A 14,644-nucleotide genomic window follows, 5' to 3' on the forward strand; every position below is an offset into this window, starting at 1 on the left:
TATATTTTTCAAGATGGCAATTAAATTTAATGCAGGGGATATTGTTATAATTAAATCCGGTAGTCCTAAAATGACCGTTTACGCTTCGACAAAAGAATGGGTATATTGTTACTATTATTCGGAAGAAGAGAAGCAAATAAAAGAGGCAATCAAGCTGCCAGCTGAGATTTTGCAACTTGCAACCTGATCATTTTGTTTTAAAATACAATACCCATTACGCCCATTGGTGTTGTTCTTCCAGTTAACAGTTCTACTTCTTGTTCAAGTCTAGCCATCATTTCACGGTTTTCAAAATTTACATAATAAGCAAGAAAGTCCATGATCTTGTACCAGTTTAACCCCTATTGGTTTTAAGCTATGAAGAAAAGCATAAAACAAACGGGGTACTGAGGCTATTTTTTAAGCGCCTCGATTTCGTCAAAAGTGAGGCCTGTTAATTCAGCGATTTCTTCAATAGAAGTTTTTTTAGCAAGAAGCTTTAATGCCATTTCTTGCTTAGCTTTCAAAGTCGCCTGCGCCACAGCATAATCCATTACATTTTTATTGTCCCACTTATATTTTAAACTTCTGTTATACATTGCTCTTTCCTCCGCTGTTAAATTGGCATATTTGGCCAGGTTAAAAAACTGATCAAATTCCGGGCCGCTTAAATATTCAGGTCTTTCTTTAAATTCTGTTAAGTGTTTAAAAGCATACAACCATTTGTCCAGTTCAGTATATAACTCTGTTGGCCTTTTAACAAAGTTAAGCATCTCAATGAATATAAAATTCAGTTTATCGTAGAATATTTTGCCGGTATGCCTGTTGGCCAGGCATATATCCTGTATGTATTCAGATTTTGGGCTGTCTGGCAGGCTAAAATCTTCTAAAAAGGCAACCAGGTAAACTTCAGTCAGGTTGTATGCCCAGTCCTTTCTTTTGCCTTTGGGGGCTTGCTCGCTTATGGGTTACATTGCCTGGAAAGGCGATGACCTGTATAATTTCAGGCAGCTATATTTCAAACTGAGTTGCCGGCTTGGAAATCGCTTTGGAAGCAATGGTCTTGTTCTTTCCCCAATCCCAGTCTACTTTGAAATCCTCGTCGGGATGGAAATAGTATTTAGGACCATTGGCCGGTTTGGCAGTTGCTTTTAATCTGGCGTCTCTCTGTTGTTTAACATTAAATGATTTCATAGTAAATGGTTTTATGGGTCAGGGGGGTATAAGTTTATGTTATATATCACTACCAGGGGTTGTGCCAGGCTCATGACTTGATCCCAAGGGCTTATGTTTTCTTTCTGGCCTTGAAATGAGGTCTGTTCTGCCAAGATCAGCAATTGAAGAGGTTTCTCCGCTATCCGATTTCTTTTCGTTAATGCGCTCTTCTGTTTCTTTATAAACAGTTTTTTTTGGCGCTTTATCATTTTTCAGGGTGTTTTGTTGATTTTTCATGATAGTAAGTTTTATTATAACAACAATTTTGCATTGGGCTCAGTTTTCCGTATATATACCTGTTTTTAGGAGGTAATACCAGGGATAAATACCTGGGCTAAGCGCTTTGAAAGTTCAATTGGTATGCCATTTGGAATTTGCAGCCTCATCAATTACTTTCTTCATTTCCAGGATACTTTTTTCTAAGGTTTCGATTAAATTCTTGAACTTTTTCATGTCTTTGCCACCTGCTTTTTTAAGCATTTGAACTGTAATATTTTGCGCCAGTAACAGGTTTCTGATGTCGTGCATCATGGTGTCGAGCTGCCGCTGCTGTTCGGATACCAACGCTTTTAGTTTTTCATTCTTACTTTGCATGCAAATCCAGCTATTAAGTAAATGCTTGTTAGTAAACGGTAACTATAGGGAATATTTAGACAAATAATCCCCTGAGTTTGTTTGCTGGGTCTCGTTGCAAGGTCAGACTTTGCCTACATCTGCTGCGTTTAGTCCTTTTTTCCAGTTATTCTTTTTGTAGCCTTTAGTCAGCTAGTTATTTTAAGCTTTTAAGGTATTGATACAGATGCTTAGCAAGAAAAGTGATCGTTTGGGAAACAATATCTTCTGGATTACCGCAGAAGACTATTCTTTCATCGAGTACCTGCTGCTGCCCCCGGATACAATGAAGGAACATCGTACCCACTGGTTTTTCTGCCGTTTCGCTTCCTCCGGGTGCGGTGAGCCCGGTGCAGCCGATGTGTATATCAGCCGGAATGAGTTTTTGGATTCCTTGGGTTATTGAGCGGGTTACTGTTTCGGACTCAGGTGTAAATTCTTTAAGCTGTCGCTTAGGAACACCCAACACATTACATTTTATATCGGCATCATAACAAACGATGCCGCCTTTTAAAAATTTTCCGGCATCAGGTATCATCGCGAATTCAGCGCAAATGCGACCTGCCGTAGCACTCTCGGCAAAGGCGATGGTCAGTTGATGTTTGATCAGTAATTTACCGCATCGTTGCAGGTCTGTATCGTCTATGTCTTTTTTCATCGGATTTAACTGAGGTATTCAATTGAACAGGTTATTTTCCGGTTTCCATATGCGGGGCATCAACTGGTTTGGACTCGGGAGAGCCTTTTTGTCTCAGATAAATAGTTAGAAACACAATAGAGGCTACCGAAAGGAATTCGCTCTGCCAGTTTTGAAAGGTTTCAAACCAGAATTCTGCTTGTCCCAGGTAAGCTGTTACACTTTCTTTTGGGAGATGTTTGGCAAGTTGTTCTACGTTGTGGTTTTGCCAGCTGCCATACAGGTGCATGCCCCAGCTCGCCATGAACAGGATTCCGAAGCAAATGGAAAGTGAATTGCTGTACAGCTTTAGTATCCACCCGCCTTTTCGTACTGCCCAGGGGGCATCTTTGGATGGCTTTGGTTCCCTGTCTACCTCTTCGGGCTCATCCAGGCTTTTGGATTCCGCCGAACCAATCTGGCGCAGGGATACCGTCAGCAAAACGTATAAAGCCATTTGCAGGAATTCGCTTTCGAAGTTTTCGAAAGTGGCAGAAATGAAATGTCCGCTTTGCAGGTAGGTCGTTAAACCTATTTCTGGTGCGTGGTCTTCCTGGAGGTCCTGGTTGTGCTTTTTCCAGCCAGTGATTGCTTGTGCGGCTAAGGTTACGATAAACAGGCTCAGGAATACGATGGTTAATCCGTTTCTGTAAAGATAGCTGTGTTTTTTTGATCCTGGTTTCATCACCACTTTGTCTTTCTATTGATGTGCCGGGCGGCAGTAATGGCCATTACATTCTATTCGGTTTTTTTCATTGAGCCAGATGTCAACAAAAGTATCACCTTCCAGGTAGGTCTCATAAGGATTCCCTTTCGATACGTTCATTTGCTGGAGCACTGGGACCAACTGATGTTCGATGTCATATAGCTTAGCATTTGCCTCTTCCGCTTCCAGTTTGGTTAGCGAATTTCTTGTAAGTTCAAATAAACAGTACCAGCTGCTGGCAAGGTTGTTTAGGTTTTCATCAACGTTTAGCATAAAAAACAATTTATTGAAAACAGAAGCCCAGGGGAAACAGGCTTCTGTTTTCGGTTCAAGTACTGGTCTGTATTTCAGACTCCATGGTAAAGCTCAGGACTTACGGACTTTTGCCGCGTTTAGACCTTTTTTACCATTTTCTACTTCGTACGTTACGCGGTCGTGCTGTTTTACGGGTTCGCTTAGTGCTGTAGCATGGAAAAAGATTTCGGGCTCTCCATTGGCAGGTACGATGAAGCCAAACCCTTTTGATTCCTGATAAAATTTAACTGTTCCTTCTGGCATTGTGTTTAGGTTAATTGTAAAGGTTAATAAATAATTTCTTTGAACAATTCCAGAGGGTAAGTTGTTTTAATAACGAGAGCGTTAATTTGCGGTAGGTAGTTCATGCTATCTGCCGCTTTTTTATGCGGCAATTTCAGATTTAGTTATTCATATAACTCAACAATCCATTATCCCTGTAACTGTAATACCCATCCGGCTCAATAACCAGATGATCTAAAAGTACCATGCTGATGCCGCAGGCAGCAGTAATCAGTTTAACATTATACATCATATCTGTACTGTTGGCCTGGTAATAGTCATCACAATGGCTTACCAGCACAAGAGACAAACATTCATACCTTAATGCAGTTTGTAAAACGGCACCAATCTCGCTTAAGCCGGAAGCCTGATCGCCCATTTTCTCTGTATGTGCCAAGGCTCCTGTACCATCAAAAAGCATTAACCAGTAACCCTTCCGTTCAGGGATAGCATTTTTTGCCATCTGGTAAGTGTTATAGCTATTGCCGGTTATATACCTGCGGGTGGTGGGCTTTGAGCGGCGGTAGTGAATATTCTCAGGTTCGCTTACATAGGAAACAAAGCCGGTGTGCTGATAAGTATGGTACATATTTCAGGTTTTTTAAATGAATAATTTGTTACCTCTAATATACCAAAACAGATAGTTTTAAGCAAATATTTTACTAATAAAGTTAGTAAAATATTTCATCCATTCGAGCGGCTTTTGCGTTAATTTTGTGCTTGTTATGGAACTAAACAGGGAACAGATCATATCATTTAACCACCTGATGCGCGGCTGGGTGATGAACAACAAATACCTACAGAAAGCAACGCAAAACTATGACCTTATTGCTTTACATGAAGGAGGGAAAACAGTACGCTTTAACCTGGGTAATTTATCTGTTGCCTACCAGCAGAAGTTTGTGTTAAAGAATTTTGACCTTTACTGTACCCAATTGTTTCTGGCGGTTAAACCACAATTCATCGTGTTCTTAAAAAATGAAGGGATTACAAGCTACAATTTTCATTTGATCTTCTTAGCAGGTAATATGGTGTGCGATAAGATGGAAACGGTTTCTACGTGGAAAAGCATAGATCTGTATAATGTGTAAGCCATATATCCCGTCAAAAAAATATTTTTAAATATTTTATTTTGTGAAAAACCTATCAAAAAACGGCTTTAACGCGTTATTTGATAGGTTTTATAATTTTGCCTACAGAAACTTAAAATTAGAGGGTGTGGTTTTTAATCTGAACTTACATAAGTTTACAAAAAAGATTGAGTAAACCGCGTAGTGCTTATGCCTGCAAAAAAATCGTATATTTAACTAAGGGATAATTTAGTAGAGGAACTTAAAATTTATCATGGCTGCTTACAGCACATATACCGATCAGCAACTAACTGTCTTATTAAGGCAGGGTGAGCAACGACGTGATTTGCTGTTTTATAGGTATAAGTGTTGCTACGCTTACCAACTCGAGAAATGAGTAAGCTTGTTGCTGTTTTTAGGAAGACGGGTTGCTAAAAATAGTAGGGCGATTTGCCAGGAATAGCTTCTGCCCCAGATGGGCAGGAGCTATTTTTGTTTTGTTCCTGATGGTTAAAAACAGGGACATTGAATGGTATGGCAAAAGCTAATATTTTTATGGGCATCGCGGATTGTATATCAACGGCTTAGGCATAAACGGACAGTTAGCAACTATGCTGACTGAATAATTTCAAATAAAAACAATCAAAATGGCAAGATATAAAAACGGAATAAACGGGCCGGTATCCGGCAAAATTGGCAATGTGGTAGGCGCAACCTGCCGGGGTGTGGCTTACCTGAGGGGTATGCCGGAAAGCAATGCTGCACCTACACAAAAACAGATTAACCAGCGCCTGAAATTTGCGCTGGTAATGGGATGGTTAAAGCCTTTGCTAAACATCATTAACATAGGCTATCAGATCCTTACAGGGCATAAGACTGCTATGAATAGGGCAGTGTCTTATCACCTGAAAGAAGCGGTAACAGGAGATGCTCCGGATTATGGCATTGACTTTAAGAAAGCCGTGTTTAGCAGGGGAGAGCTGCTGGTATCCTGGATATTGGAAGTGCTGTGTTTGGTAAATGCGGTGCTGAACATTAAATGGGACAATTTACCGGCATCAGCTTTTAGCAGTGATAACGATAAGGCAAGTTTTATCATTTACAACCCGGCAAAAGAAAGCTTTGTGACTTTTGAGAATGCAGCGTTAAGGGGCGATAAGGAAGCGGTTTTACAATTGCCGGGGGATTTTGCCGGGGATAACGTTCACGCCGGGATGCATTATGTGAATGTTGAAGGGAATGCGGTAAGTACTACCGTATATTTAGGTGAGCTTACTTTGCCTGCATAAATTTTTAAAACAATAGCGGGTATAAGCGTATTATTGTAAAAGCTATACAACAAAAATGAAATTTGACAACATACGACTGCTTGTAAATGACTTTGATAGATCCTATAGTTTTTACAGCGAAACACTTGGACTAAAGGCTACCTGGGGTAAACCGGGTGAGAATTATGCCAGTTTTGATGTAGGTTCCTCATCCGCACTTGCTTTATTCAGGGCTGAGTTAATGAATGTGGCGATCAGCACCCAGGAAAATGCCAGGGCCGGAACTTTACAGGACAAGATGGCCATAGTTATTGAAGTTGATGACGTGGACGATACTTATGCTAAACTGAAAAGCAAAGGTGTGTTATTTCTTAACGAACCCAAAGATATGCAGGTTTGGGGTATAAGAGTGGTACATCTAAGGGACCCCGAAAACAATTTAATCGAATTGTTTTCAGGTTTGAAAAATGTTTAAGTAATTACTTTACCAGTGTAAATTAATTTTCCAGTCAGTACACCAAGGTGTTTTGCTTATGATACGCTATGGTTTTTAACCTTAAAATGCATAGACTTGCAGGAAATAAAAAACCAGATGAGTGCATACAGCACATATACCGATCAGGAACTGATCGCTTTGCTAAAGCAGGGCAACCAGAGCGGCTATACTGAATTGTATAACCGGTATAAAACCCTGTTGTATGTGTTTGCCTTAAGAAGGATAGACAACAGGGCAGAAGCCCAGGACCTGATACAGGAGCTTTTTTTAACACTGTGGCATAAACGGGAAGAACTGGTGCTTACCGGTTCTTTCAGGAGTTATATTTTTACTGCCCTGCGCAATAGGATGCTGGATGTGATTGCGCACAGGAACGTGGCATCGCGGTACCTGGACAGCTTCCAGTCTTACCTGGATACAGCGGAAGGCACAACAGATCACCTGATCAGGACAAAGGAACTCAACGCGCTCATAGAAAAGGAAATTGCAGCACTGCCGCCAAAAATGCGCGCGGTATTTGAACTGAGCCGGAATACCAATATGAGCCGGAAAGAAATTGCCGAAGCACTTGACCTGCCGGAAGATACCGTGAAAAGCAGAATGCACAATGCCCTGAAAATTTTGAAGGGAAAACTGGGCGATAAAAGTTTTTTAATATTTTTTTGACCCTGCCCCCTCGGCTGCCCGTCTTATAACTGATTAGCCAATAGCATAAAGAATGGATCATAAACAGGCATCGGAAATTATTGCCAGATATAAAGCCGGAACCTGCACAGCCGAAGAAAAGGCCTTGCTGCAGAACTGGATATTGTATGGTGAGTTTGATGGGTTAAAATATACAGCGGCTGAAATACTTGCAGACGTAAAAGAAATAGACAGCAGGATTGCTGCCGGTACCAGCAGTAAAGCTAAACTCTGGCTACGCATTGCGGGCATTGCTGCTGCGGTAACAGCGATGGTTTTTGGGATCTGGTTTTTAACGCAGGATAAGCCTGGAGTAGAATATGTAAAAGACATTGCCCCGGGCGGCAACAGGGCTACCCTTACCGTACAGGGAAAAACCATAAGCCTGAGCAACAACAAAACGGGAATAGTTGTAGGGCAGGACTTGAAATACAGCGATGGCACACAAGACCCCGCCCTGGCCCGGGCCATCTCTGCAAAGGGAGCGGAGAGCAGCCTGGTAACCGCCGCAACACCGAAGGGTGGAACATACTTTATTGTTTTGCAGGATGGCACAAAAGCTTGGTTAAATGCTGATAGTAAGCTGGAGTTTTTTTCAAGTTATGCAAACAAAACCCAGAGGCTGGTAAAGCTTACAGGTGAGGCATATTTTGAGGTGGCCAAAGATGTGGCACGTCCTTTTATTGTGAACAGCTCTGGCCAGCAGGTAGAGGTGCTGGGAACACATTTTAATGTTAATGCCTATAATGAGGAACCACTGGTAAGAACCACGCTTTTGGAAGGTTCTGTTGCAGTTCGCGGAAGCACCAATACGGTTGTCCTGAAGCCTAACCAGCAATCGGCTGTGGCAGGGAATGGCAGTATTGCCGTGAAACCGGTAGACCCTTCGGAGGCTTTGGCCTGGAAAAGCGGCCGCTTCATATTTAACAATACGTCTATGCAGGTAGTTATGCGGCAAATTGCCAGGTGGTATGATGTGGAGGTGGCTTATCAGGACGAAGATTTAAAAAATAAACTGCTGGACGGATCGGTATCGCGCTATGGAAACGTTTCGGGCATATTGAATGCCATAAGCCAGACCGGGGCAGCAAGATTTAAAATAGATAACCGCAAAATTATTGTAATCAAATAATCAATTACCAAACTTTAAACAACCAAAACGATGAAAAGAAATTTACAAGGACCAGCATAAGCCACAGGCTTTGGGCGCGGCCATAAAAAACCGGATAGTGTTCGTATCACTATCCGGCGAAATTTTGAGCTAACCCGTTCCCGTTACCATGTAGCGGGATAAAATAATTGCGACACTATTTCATGTTATAACTCAAAACCTAACAAAAGTAATGAAAAAATTTGCTTTTAAACCGGGTGTTGTACGCTATTGGGTACCACCAAAAATATTATTGATTGTGAAACTGATCATAGTCTTACTTACCGCCTGCTTTTTGCAGGTATCTGCCTCAAGCTTTGGCCAAAAGCTTTCCTACGCCAGGAAAGATGCAAGCCTTCGTGAAATTTTTAAGCAGATTACCCTGCAAACCGGATACAACGTTTTGTACGCTCCGGAAAAGATTGCAGCCAGCAAAAAACTGGATGTAAATTTCAGCAATGCAGATTTAAAAACCGTGCTGGAAAAACTGGCTGCCGAACAGTCATTTGTTTACAGCATAGAGGACAAGAACATCATTATCAAGCCAAAGGAAGTTTCTTTGCTCAGTAAGCTTGTTACCGCCATTTCGGAGCAGAACAAGTTTATGGCCGATATCAGGGGCGTGGTACTTAACGAAAAAGGCGAAGCGCTGGAGGGGATAACCGTTGTTGTTAAAGGTGCAAACAGAGGTACCACAACCAATGCAAAAGGAGAGTTCTTTTTGAGGAATGTGGACGAGAATGCAGTATTGCGCATTTCTTCTATCGGCTATGAAACCAGGGAAGTTGCCGTTAAAGGAAGTGGGGCGTTACTGACCATCACCATCAACAGATCTGTTTCTACACTGGATGAAGTGCAGATGATTGCCTATGGTACCACAACAGTAAGGATGAACACGGGTACAGTTGCCAAAATGAAGGGCGAGGACATCAGGCGGCAGCCGGTAGACAATCCTTTGCTGGCACTTGGTGGCAGGATGCCTGGTGTGCAGATTGCGCAGACCAATGGTTTGGCGGGTTCGCCGGTAAGTGTGCTGATTCGTGGTAAAAGCTCGTTGGGAGCAGCCTCAGATCCATTGTATATCATTGATGGTGTTCCTTTTGCACACTCACTTTCGAGTATCACTTTCTCGAGTGGAGTGAGTGCGCAGGCGCTTGGTGGTTTAACCAGTGCTGCTTTCCGCACCAACCCTTTTGTGGCCATTAACCCGGCAGATATTGAAAGCATAGAGGTATTGAAAGATGCCGATGCAACGGCAATTTATGGATCGAGGGGGGCAAATGGTGTGGTGTTGATCACTACCCGGAGAGCAAAATCGGGCAAAACCACCATAGATGCGAATTTTTATACCGGCTGGGGAAGACCAACGCGGATGCCCGAGTTCATGAATACACAACAGTATGTGGCCATGCGGAAAGAGGCATTCAGGAATGACAACATCACCCCAACGGCCGCAAATGCTACCGATCTGATGGTTTGGGATACCACGCGTTATACCGATTGGAAAAAAATGCTGCTGGGCAATACGGCAAAGAGCACCGATGCACAGGTAAGGTTATCTGGAGGCAGCCAGCAAACTACCTTCTCGCTTGCTGCCGGATACCACCGGGAAACACCGATCTATACCGGAGATATGAACGACGACCGCGGCAGCTTCAGGGCCAATTTACAGCACCGTTCTGCAGACAATAAATTCCAGGCGGCTTTCAATTTTGGGCTCAGTAGCGACAGGAACAACATCATTACAACAGATTTGTTCCAGCTGATCAATACCATTCCAAACGCTCCATATCCATACGATGAAAAAGGTGACCTGATATGGAGGGATAAGGGGATCAATTTCTCCAATCCCCTGGCCTATCTCTACAAAACATACGTGGGCAAGACCGACAACCTCATTACCGGTTTGAACCTGAAGTACAATGTGCTGACCGGCTTGCAGCTGAAAGTAGATGCGGGTTATACGGCCATGATACTTGACCAGCGTACGGCAAACCCCATCAAATCGCAAAGCCCTTTTGGTACGAACGTTACCAGTTCGGCAGAGTTTTATGACCAGACCCATAAGAACTGGATTGTAGAGCCCCAGGCAGAATATACCAGGCAACTGGGGGGCGGGCAGCTCCAGGTATTGCTGGGTAGCAGTTTTCAGGAACAGCTGAATGAAGGCACCAATATTAGTGCCACGGGTTATAGTAATGACGATCTGCTGGAATTTCCGGGACTGGCTTCTTCTAAAGCTGTTTCCAACTCCTTTACCAAGTATCATTATGCGGCCTTGTTTGGACGTATCAATTACAACTGGAAAAGTAAGTACCTGATCAACCTTTCTGCCCGTCGTGATGGGTCGAGCAGGTTTGGGCCGGGCAAACAGTTTGGTAATTTCGGAGCCGTTGGTGCGGCCTGGGTTTTCAGCGAAGAAGGCTTTATGAAAAAAGCCCTTCCCTTCCTTAATTTTGGTAAACTGAGGGCCAGTATGGGAGTTACCGGTAATGACCGTATAGGCGACTACCAATACCTCTCTACCTGGGCCCAGGTAACGGCAGATAATCCTTATCAGGGGGTCACAGGACTGGCACCTACCAGGTTATATAATCCGGATTTTGCATGGGAGCGGAACAGGAAATGGGAAGCGGCCCTTGAATTGTCGTTCCTGCAGGACAGGATTTTCTTCAGCGCAGATTATTACCTGAACAGAACAGACAACCAGCTTACGGGCCTTACACTGCCAACACAGGTGGGTTTCGGAAGTATCACTGCCAACAGGCCTGCCGTGCTTCAGAATTCGGGCTGGGAACTGATGCTGAATACCACCAATATCCAGAAAAAGGGATTGAGCTGGAAAACATCTTTCAACATTACCCTGCCCAAAAATAAGCTGATTGCCTATCCCGGGATTGAAAACACTTCTTTTGCAAGCATATGGCAAATTGGACTGCCCATTACCATCAGAAAATCCATCCCTTATATGGGTGTAGACCCGCAGACGGGAATTTACCAGCTGGCAGGTCTTGAAACACCAAAATACCAGACGGCTATAAACGATATGGCCCCAAAATACTACGGCGGGGTACAAAATACATTTGAATACAAGAACTTTACACTCGACTTCTTCTTCCATTTTACCAAACAGAAGGGGATGAGCAGCGTCCAGTTTTCTGCGCCGGGTGCCCGTGTAAACCAGACTGTTGAAATGCTGGACCGCTGGCAGAAAGCAGGCGATATAACCAATGTACAGAAGTTTTCTACTACCGGAACAGCGGTTACCACTTACAGCTATTACGCGAACTTTTCGGAAGCGCGTATAGTTGACGCTTCCTATCTGAGGCTAAGGAACCTATCGCTGTCTTATCGTTTGGACAAGGCCATGGTGCAGAAAATAAAAGCACAGGATGTAAGGCTTTATTTTCAGGGGCAAAACCTGCTTACGTTTACGCCGTACAAGATCAGCGACCCTGAAACCATGTCGCTCTCGGCCATGCCACCTATCAGGATGCTCTCTGTTGGCCTGCAGGTAGTTTTTTAATCAGATCAAAAAGCTGTAATTATGAAAAGTATATTATCGAATATCAATTGTTTATTTTCAAAGGCCGGCAGCAGGTTGCTTGCTGTATGCCTGGCTACCATAATGCTGCTCAGTTCCTGTGAGAAATTTGTTGAGGTGGAAGACCCACCGCATCAGCTTACGGACGACAAGGTGTTTACCAGTGATAATTCTGCGACCTCTGCCATGGTATCTGTTTATATCGCTATGATGAACGACCAGTTTGGCAATTCAGGCTCTTTTGTTTGTTTTTCTATGAGCTCATTGGCGGGCATGTCTGCCAATGAACTGACCTGGACACAAAACAATACCACTGCCCCTACCTTTCAGGAGTTTTCGGATCGTAAGCTGACCCCTGAAAATACCTATGTGTATGCTTTCTGGAGGGATGGCTACAAGTATATTTACCGGTTAAATGCAGTACTGGAAGGATTGAAAACAGCTACGGGTATGACCGAAGAGGTGAAAACCCAACTCGGTGGAGAGGCCCGGTTTATGCGCGCATTCTGTTATTTCTATTTGGTAAACCTGTTTGGCGATGTACCCCTGGTTTTGAATACCAATTACCGGGAGAACATGCTATTGCCCCGCACACCTGCCGAAAAGGTATGGGAGCAGATCATCACAGACCTGAAGGATGCCAAAGGCATGTTAAAAGCAGCTTATCCGACTGCGGAAAGACTGCGGCCAAACCTTTATACCGCCTCGGCACTGCTGGCCCGGACTTACCTTTATACCGGGAAATGGCAAGATGCAGAGCAGGAAGCGGATGGCATCATTCAATCGGGGGTATATGGTAGCGGTTTACCTGCGCTGAATACGGTATTCAAAAAAAGCAGCGCCGAAGCCATCTGGCAATTGCAGCCCGTGCGTGCAAACTCCAATACGACAGAAGGGGCTCAGTTTTTGGTGCTTGGCACTACACGGCCAAACTACGAACTTACCCCGCAAATGCTGAGTGCTTTTGAGTTGGGCGATAACCGGAAAACGGAATGGGTAGGCTTCAGTGACCCGCTTAACAACCCGACCTGGGCTTTCCCGGCAAAGTATAAGGCCGGTACGGGTGCTTTAACAGAATATTATGTGGTGTTCAGACTTGCAGAACAGTTTCTGATCAGAAGCGAGGCCCGGGCAATGCAGGGGGCAGCTAAACTGACAGCAGCAAAGCAGGACCTGAATGTGCTGCGTGGCCGGGCAGGCTTACTGCCAACATTGGCCAACGACCAGACTGCTGTTTTAACCGCCATAGCACAGGAGCGCAGGGTAGAGTTTTTTGCAGAATTTGGCCATCGCTGGTTAGACCTGAAAAGAACAAACAAAGTAAATGCCGAAGGTTTGTACCCTGTTCCGGGACCTGAAATGAGGGCAAACCCTAAATTGGAACAAAATGAAGCTTATAAATAAAAAAAAAAATGAAAATGAGCACATTAAAAACATTACTGACCGCAATTTGCCTGTCAGCAGGCATTTTGCAGGTAAGCGCCCAGGGAATCAATTTTGAACATGATTTTAACAAAGCCCTGGACCTGGCAAAGAAGGAAAACAAAATGATCTTTGTAGATTTCTATACCTCCTGGTGTGGCCCATGTAAAATGATGTCTGCCGAGGTTTTTCCTCAGAAAGAGGCAGGTGATTATTTTAATAAGGAATTTATTAATCTGAAAGTACAATGTGATGATAAGGGGGAAGGTGTGGAATTGGGCAAAAAATATAAAATAAATGCCTATCCTACATTGGCCTTCCTGGATAAAGATGGGAATACAGTCCATTCTACTGCAGGCGGCCTGAGTGTAAAGGCGCTGATTGAACTGGCAAAAACAGCTACAGATCCGAATAAGAACCAGCTGGCAATGGTTAAAGAGTGGGATGGGGGCAACAGGGGCCATGCATTTGCGGCCAGGTACTTTAAAACCCTGATCCGGTCTTACCGCAGCGAAAAAGCGAATGCCGATTTTGAAAAGTACTTCGGTACATTGAACCCGGCGCAGAAAGCAGCAAAAAATACCTTTGAACTAATGGGGATTGTTAAGACCGGCCCTTTCGCCCCATCATTCGAATACATGGAGCAGCATACCGGAGATTTTTATAAAACGATTGGAAAATCAAAAATCGACAGTACCATTGCGAACGCCTATCTCTGGTATTTTAAAGGTTTGCAAGCCAGCGGTTTCAGTAATAAGGACATGACCGCGTTCAATAGTAAAATGAAGTTGTTTAAGGCGGAAAAATATCCTTTTTACGATGAATACGCTGAGTTTTATGCGGTTTTTGATTCACAAGACGCCAACGGAAAGGACGATATCAATATATACATGCAAAGAGGCACAGAATTCCTGAGGAAGTATGGGAAGAAAAACGATTCGTATACCCTATCTCTGACAAGCATGCTGGGAAACTGGACCGGAAGAAAGAACAGCGGGGCCGCCGGGATAAAATGGATGGAGGAGCTGCTGCAGCGAAACAATAATCCACGCTACCTGAATACCTATTTTTACATTCTGTGGCGCAATTTTAACTTTGATAAAGCAATGGAAGTTGCCCAGCTGATGAAAGCCAATGCGATAAAGGAAAACAGTTCTACTGCTGATATTGACAAACAAATCCAGATGGTGAAAGATCTAAAAGAAAAGTATAAGAACATCTAATTTTGAGGAAGCTAAGATTGTAT

At 43.6% G+C, this 14,644-nt stretch carries 19 protein-coding genes; 9 read left to right on the forward strand and 10 right to left on the reverse strand.

The features are described 5' to 3' along the window. The first annotated feature begins 13 nt into the window (after nucleotides 1-13). Nucleotides 14-187: a DUF2158 domain-containing protein gene (locus tag ABIE26_RS25150; protein WP_310146631.1), complete on the forward strand. Its 174-nt coding sequence runs from the start codon at nucleotides 14-16 to the stop codon at nucleotides 185-187. Nucleotides 188-197: 10 nt separating this feature from the next. Here the strand turns inward: ABIE26_RS25150 and ABIE26_RS25155 are convergent, their stop codons facing one another. The 10 genes from ABIE26_RS25155 to ABIE26_RS25200 all read right to left on the reverse strand — a co-directional run bounded on the left by ABIE26_RS25155 (nucleotide 198) and on the right by ABIE26_RS25200 (nucleotide 4,353). Beyond that, the gene (locus ABIE26_RS25155; RefSeq protein ID WP_310146633.1) at nucleotides 198-320 is read right to left on the reverse strand and encodes a hypothetical protein; all 123 of its coding nucleotides are present in this window, start codon (nucleotides 318-320) and stop codon (nucleotides 198-200) included. Between the two features lie 72 nt (nucleotides 321-392). Next, on the reverse strand, nucleotides 393-944 hold the full coding sequence (locus ABIE26_RS25160; protein ID WP_310146743.1) for a PD-(D/E)XK nuclease family transposase: 552 nt from the start codon (nucleotides 942-944) through the stop codon (nucleotides 393-395). 46 nt (nucleotides 945-990) lie between these two features. Continuing rightward, on the reverse strand, nucleotides 991-1,173 hold the full coding sequence (locus tag ABIE26_RS25165) for a hypothetical protein (RefSeq protein ID WP_310146635.1): 183 nt from the start codon (nucleotides 1,171-1,173) through the stop codon (nucleotides 991-993). Nucleotides 1,174-1,212: 39 nt separating this feature from the next. Next, complete coding sequence (locus ABIE26_RS25170; protein ID WP_310146637.1) at nucleotides 1,213-1,431, reverse strand: hypothetical protein; 219 nt, start codon at nucleotides 1,429-1,431, stop codon at nucleotides 1,213-1,215. A gap of 114 nt (nucleotides 1,432-1,545) precedes the next feature. After that, nucleotides 1,546-1,788 (reverse strand): hypothetical protein, encoded by a 243-nt coding sequence (locus ABIE26_RS25175; RefSeq protein WP_310146638.1) that lies wholly within the window; start codon nucleotides 1,786-1,788, stop codon nucleotides 1,546-1,548. Nucleotides 1,789-1,963: 175 nt separating this feature from the next. Further along, nucleotides 1,964-2,464: a CinA family protein gene (locus ABIE26_RS25180; RefSeq protein WP_310146640.1), complete on the reverse strand. Its 501-nt coding sequence runs from the start codon at nucleotides 2,462-2,464 to the stop codon at nucleotides 1,964-1,966. A gap of 31 nt (nucleotides 2,465-2,495) precedes the next feature. Further along, a complete protein-coding gene (locus ABIE26_RS25185) occupies nucleotides 2,496-3,167 on the reverse strand; it encodes a DUF6766 family protein (RefSeq protein WP_310146641.1) in 672 nt (223 codons plus the stop codon). Nucleotides 3,168-3,182: 15 nt separating this feature from the next. After that, the gene (locus ABIE26_RS25190) at nucleotides 3,183-3,461 is read right to left on the reverse strand and encodes a hypothetical protein (RefSeq protein ID WP_310146642.1); all 279 of its coding nucleotides are present in this window, start codon (nucleotides 3,459-3,461) and stop codon (nucleotides 3,183-3,185) included. 93 nt (nucleotides 3,462-3,554) lie between these two features. Further along, complete coding sequence (locus ABIE26_RS25195) at nucleotides 3,555-3,746, reverse strand: cold-shock protein (protein ID WP_310146643.1); 192 nt, start codon at nucleotides 3,744-3,746, stop codon at nucleotides 3,555-3,557. A 139-nt stretch (nucleotides 3,747-3,885) separates the two neighbouring features. After that, the gene (locus tag ABIE26_RS25200) at nucleotides 3,886-4,353 is read right to left on the reverse strand and encodes a JAB domain-containing protein (protein WP_310146645.1); all 468 of its coding nucleotides are present in this window, start codon (nucleotides 4,351-4,353) and stop codon (nucleotides 3,886-3,888) included. A gap of 136 nt (nucleotides 4,354-4,489) precedes the next feature. Between ABIE26_RS25200 and ABIE26_RS25205 the strand changes: the two genes are divergently transcribed. The 8 genes from ABIE26_RS25205 (at nucleotide 4,490) to ABIE26_RS25240 (ending at nucleotide 14,621) form a co-directional block, all read left to right on the forward strand. After that, nucleotides 4,490-4,855, forward strand: coding sequence for a hypothetical protein (locus tag ABIE26_RS25205; protein WP_310146647.1), 366 nt, complete (start codon nucleotides 4,490-4,492; stop codon nucleotides 4,853-4,855). Between the two features lie 626 nt (nucleotides 4,856-5,481). Then, entirely contained in the window at nucleotides 5,482-6,123 is a 642-nt protein-coding gene (locus tag ABIE26_RS25210) for a DUF6266 family protein (protein WP_310146649.1), read from the forward strand. A gap of 55 nt (nucleotides 6,124-6,178) precedes the next feature. Then, nucleotides 6,179-6,577 carry a VOC family protein gene (locus tag ABIE26_RS25215; protein WP_310146651.1) on the forward strand — a complete coding sequence of 133 codons (399 nt, stop codon included), beginning with the start codon at nucleotides 6,179-6,181 and terminating at the stop codon, nucleotides 6,575-6,577. Between the two features lie 117 nt (nucleotides 6,578-6,694). Further along, nucleotides 6,695-7,264 carry an RNA polymerase sigma factor gene (locus ABIE26_RS25220; protein WP_310146652.1) on the forward strand — a complete coding sequence of 190 codons (570 nt, stop codon included), beginning with the start codon at nucleotides 6,695-6,697 and terminating at the stop codon, nucleotides 7,262-7,264. A gap of 52 nt (nucleotides 7,265-7,316) precedes the next feature. Next, nucleotides 7,317-8,414, forward strand: coding sequence for a FecR family protein (locus ABIE26_RS25225; protein ID WP_310146654.1), 1,098 nt, complete (start codon nucleotides 7,317-7,319; stop codon nucleotides 8,412-8,414). A gap of 211 nt (nucleotides 8,415-8,625) precedes the next feature. Beyond that, the gene (locus tag ABIE26_RS25230; protein ID WP_310146656.1) at nucleotides 8,626-11,958 is read left to right on the forward strand and encodes a TonB-dependent receptor; all 3,333 of its coding nucleotides are present in this window, start codon (nucleotides 8,626-8,628) and stop codon (nucleotides 11,956-11,958) included. Between the two features lie 21 nt (nucleotides 11,959-11,979). After that, complete coding sequence (locus tag ABIE26_RS25235) at nucleotides 11,980-13,380, forward strand: RagB/SusD family nutrient uptake outer membrane protein (protein ID WP_310146659.1); 1,401 nt, start codon at nucleotides 11,980-11,982, stop codon at nucleotides 13,378-13,380. A 14-nt stretch (nucleotides 13,381-13,394) separates the two neighbouring features. After that, complete coding sequence (locus ABIE26_RS25240) at nucleotides 13,395-14,621, forward strand: thioredoxin family protein (RefSeq protein WP_310146660.1); 1,227 nt, start codon at nucleotides 13,395-13,397, stop codon at nucleotides 14,619-14,621. The last annotated feature ends 23 nt before the right edge of the window (nucleotides 14,622-14,644 follow it).

Source organism: Pedobacter africanus (genome assembly GCF_040548825.1).
GTDB classification, from domain to species: domain Bacteria; phylum Bacteroidota; class Bacteroidia; order Sphingobacteriales; family Sphingobacteriaceae; genus Pedobacter; species Pedobacter africanus_A.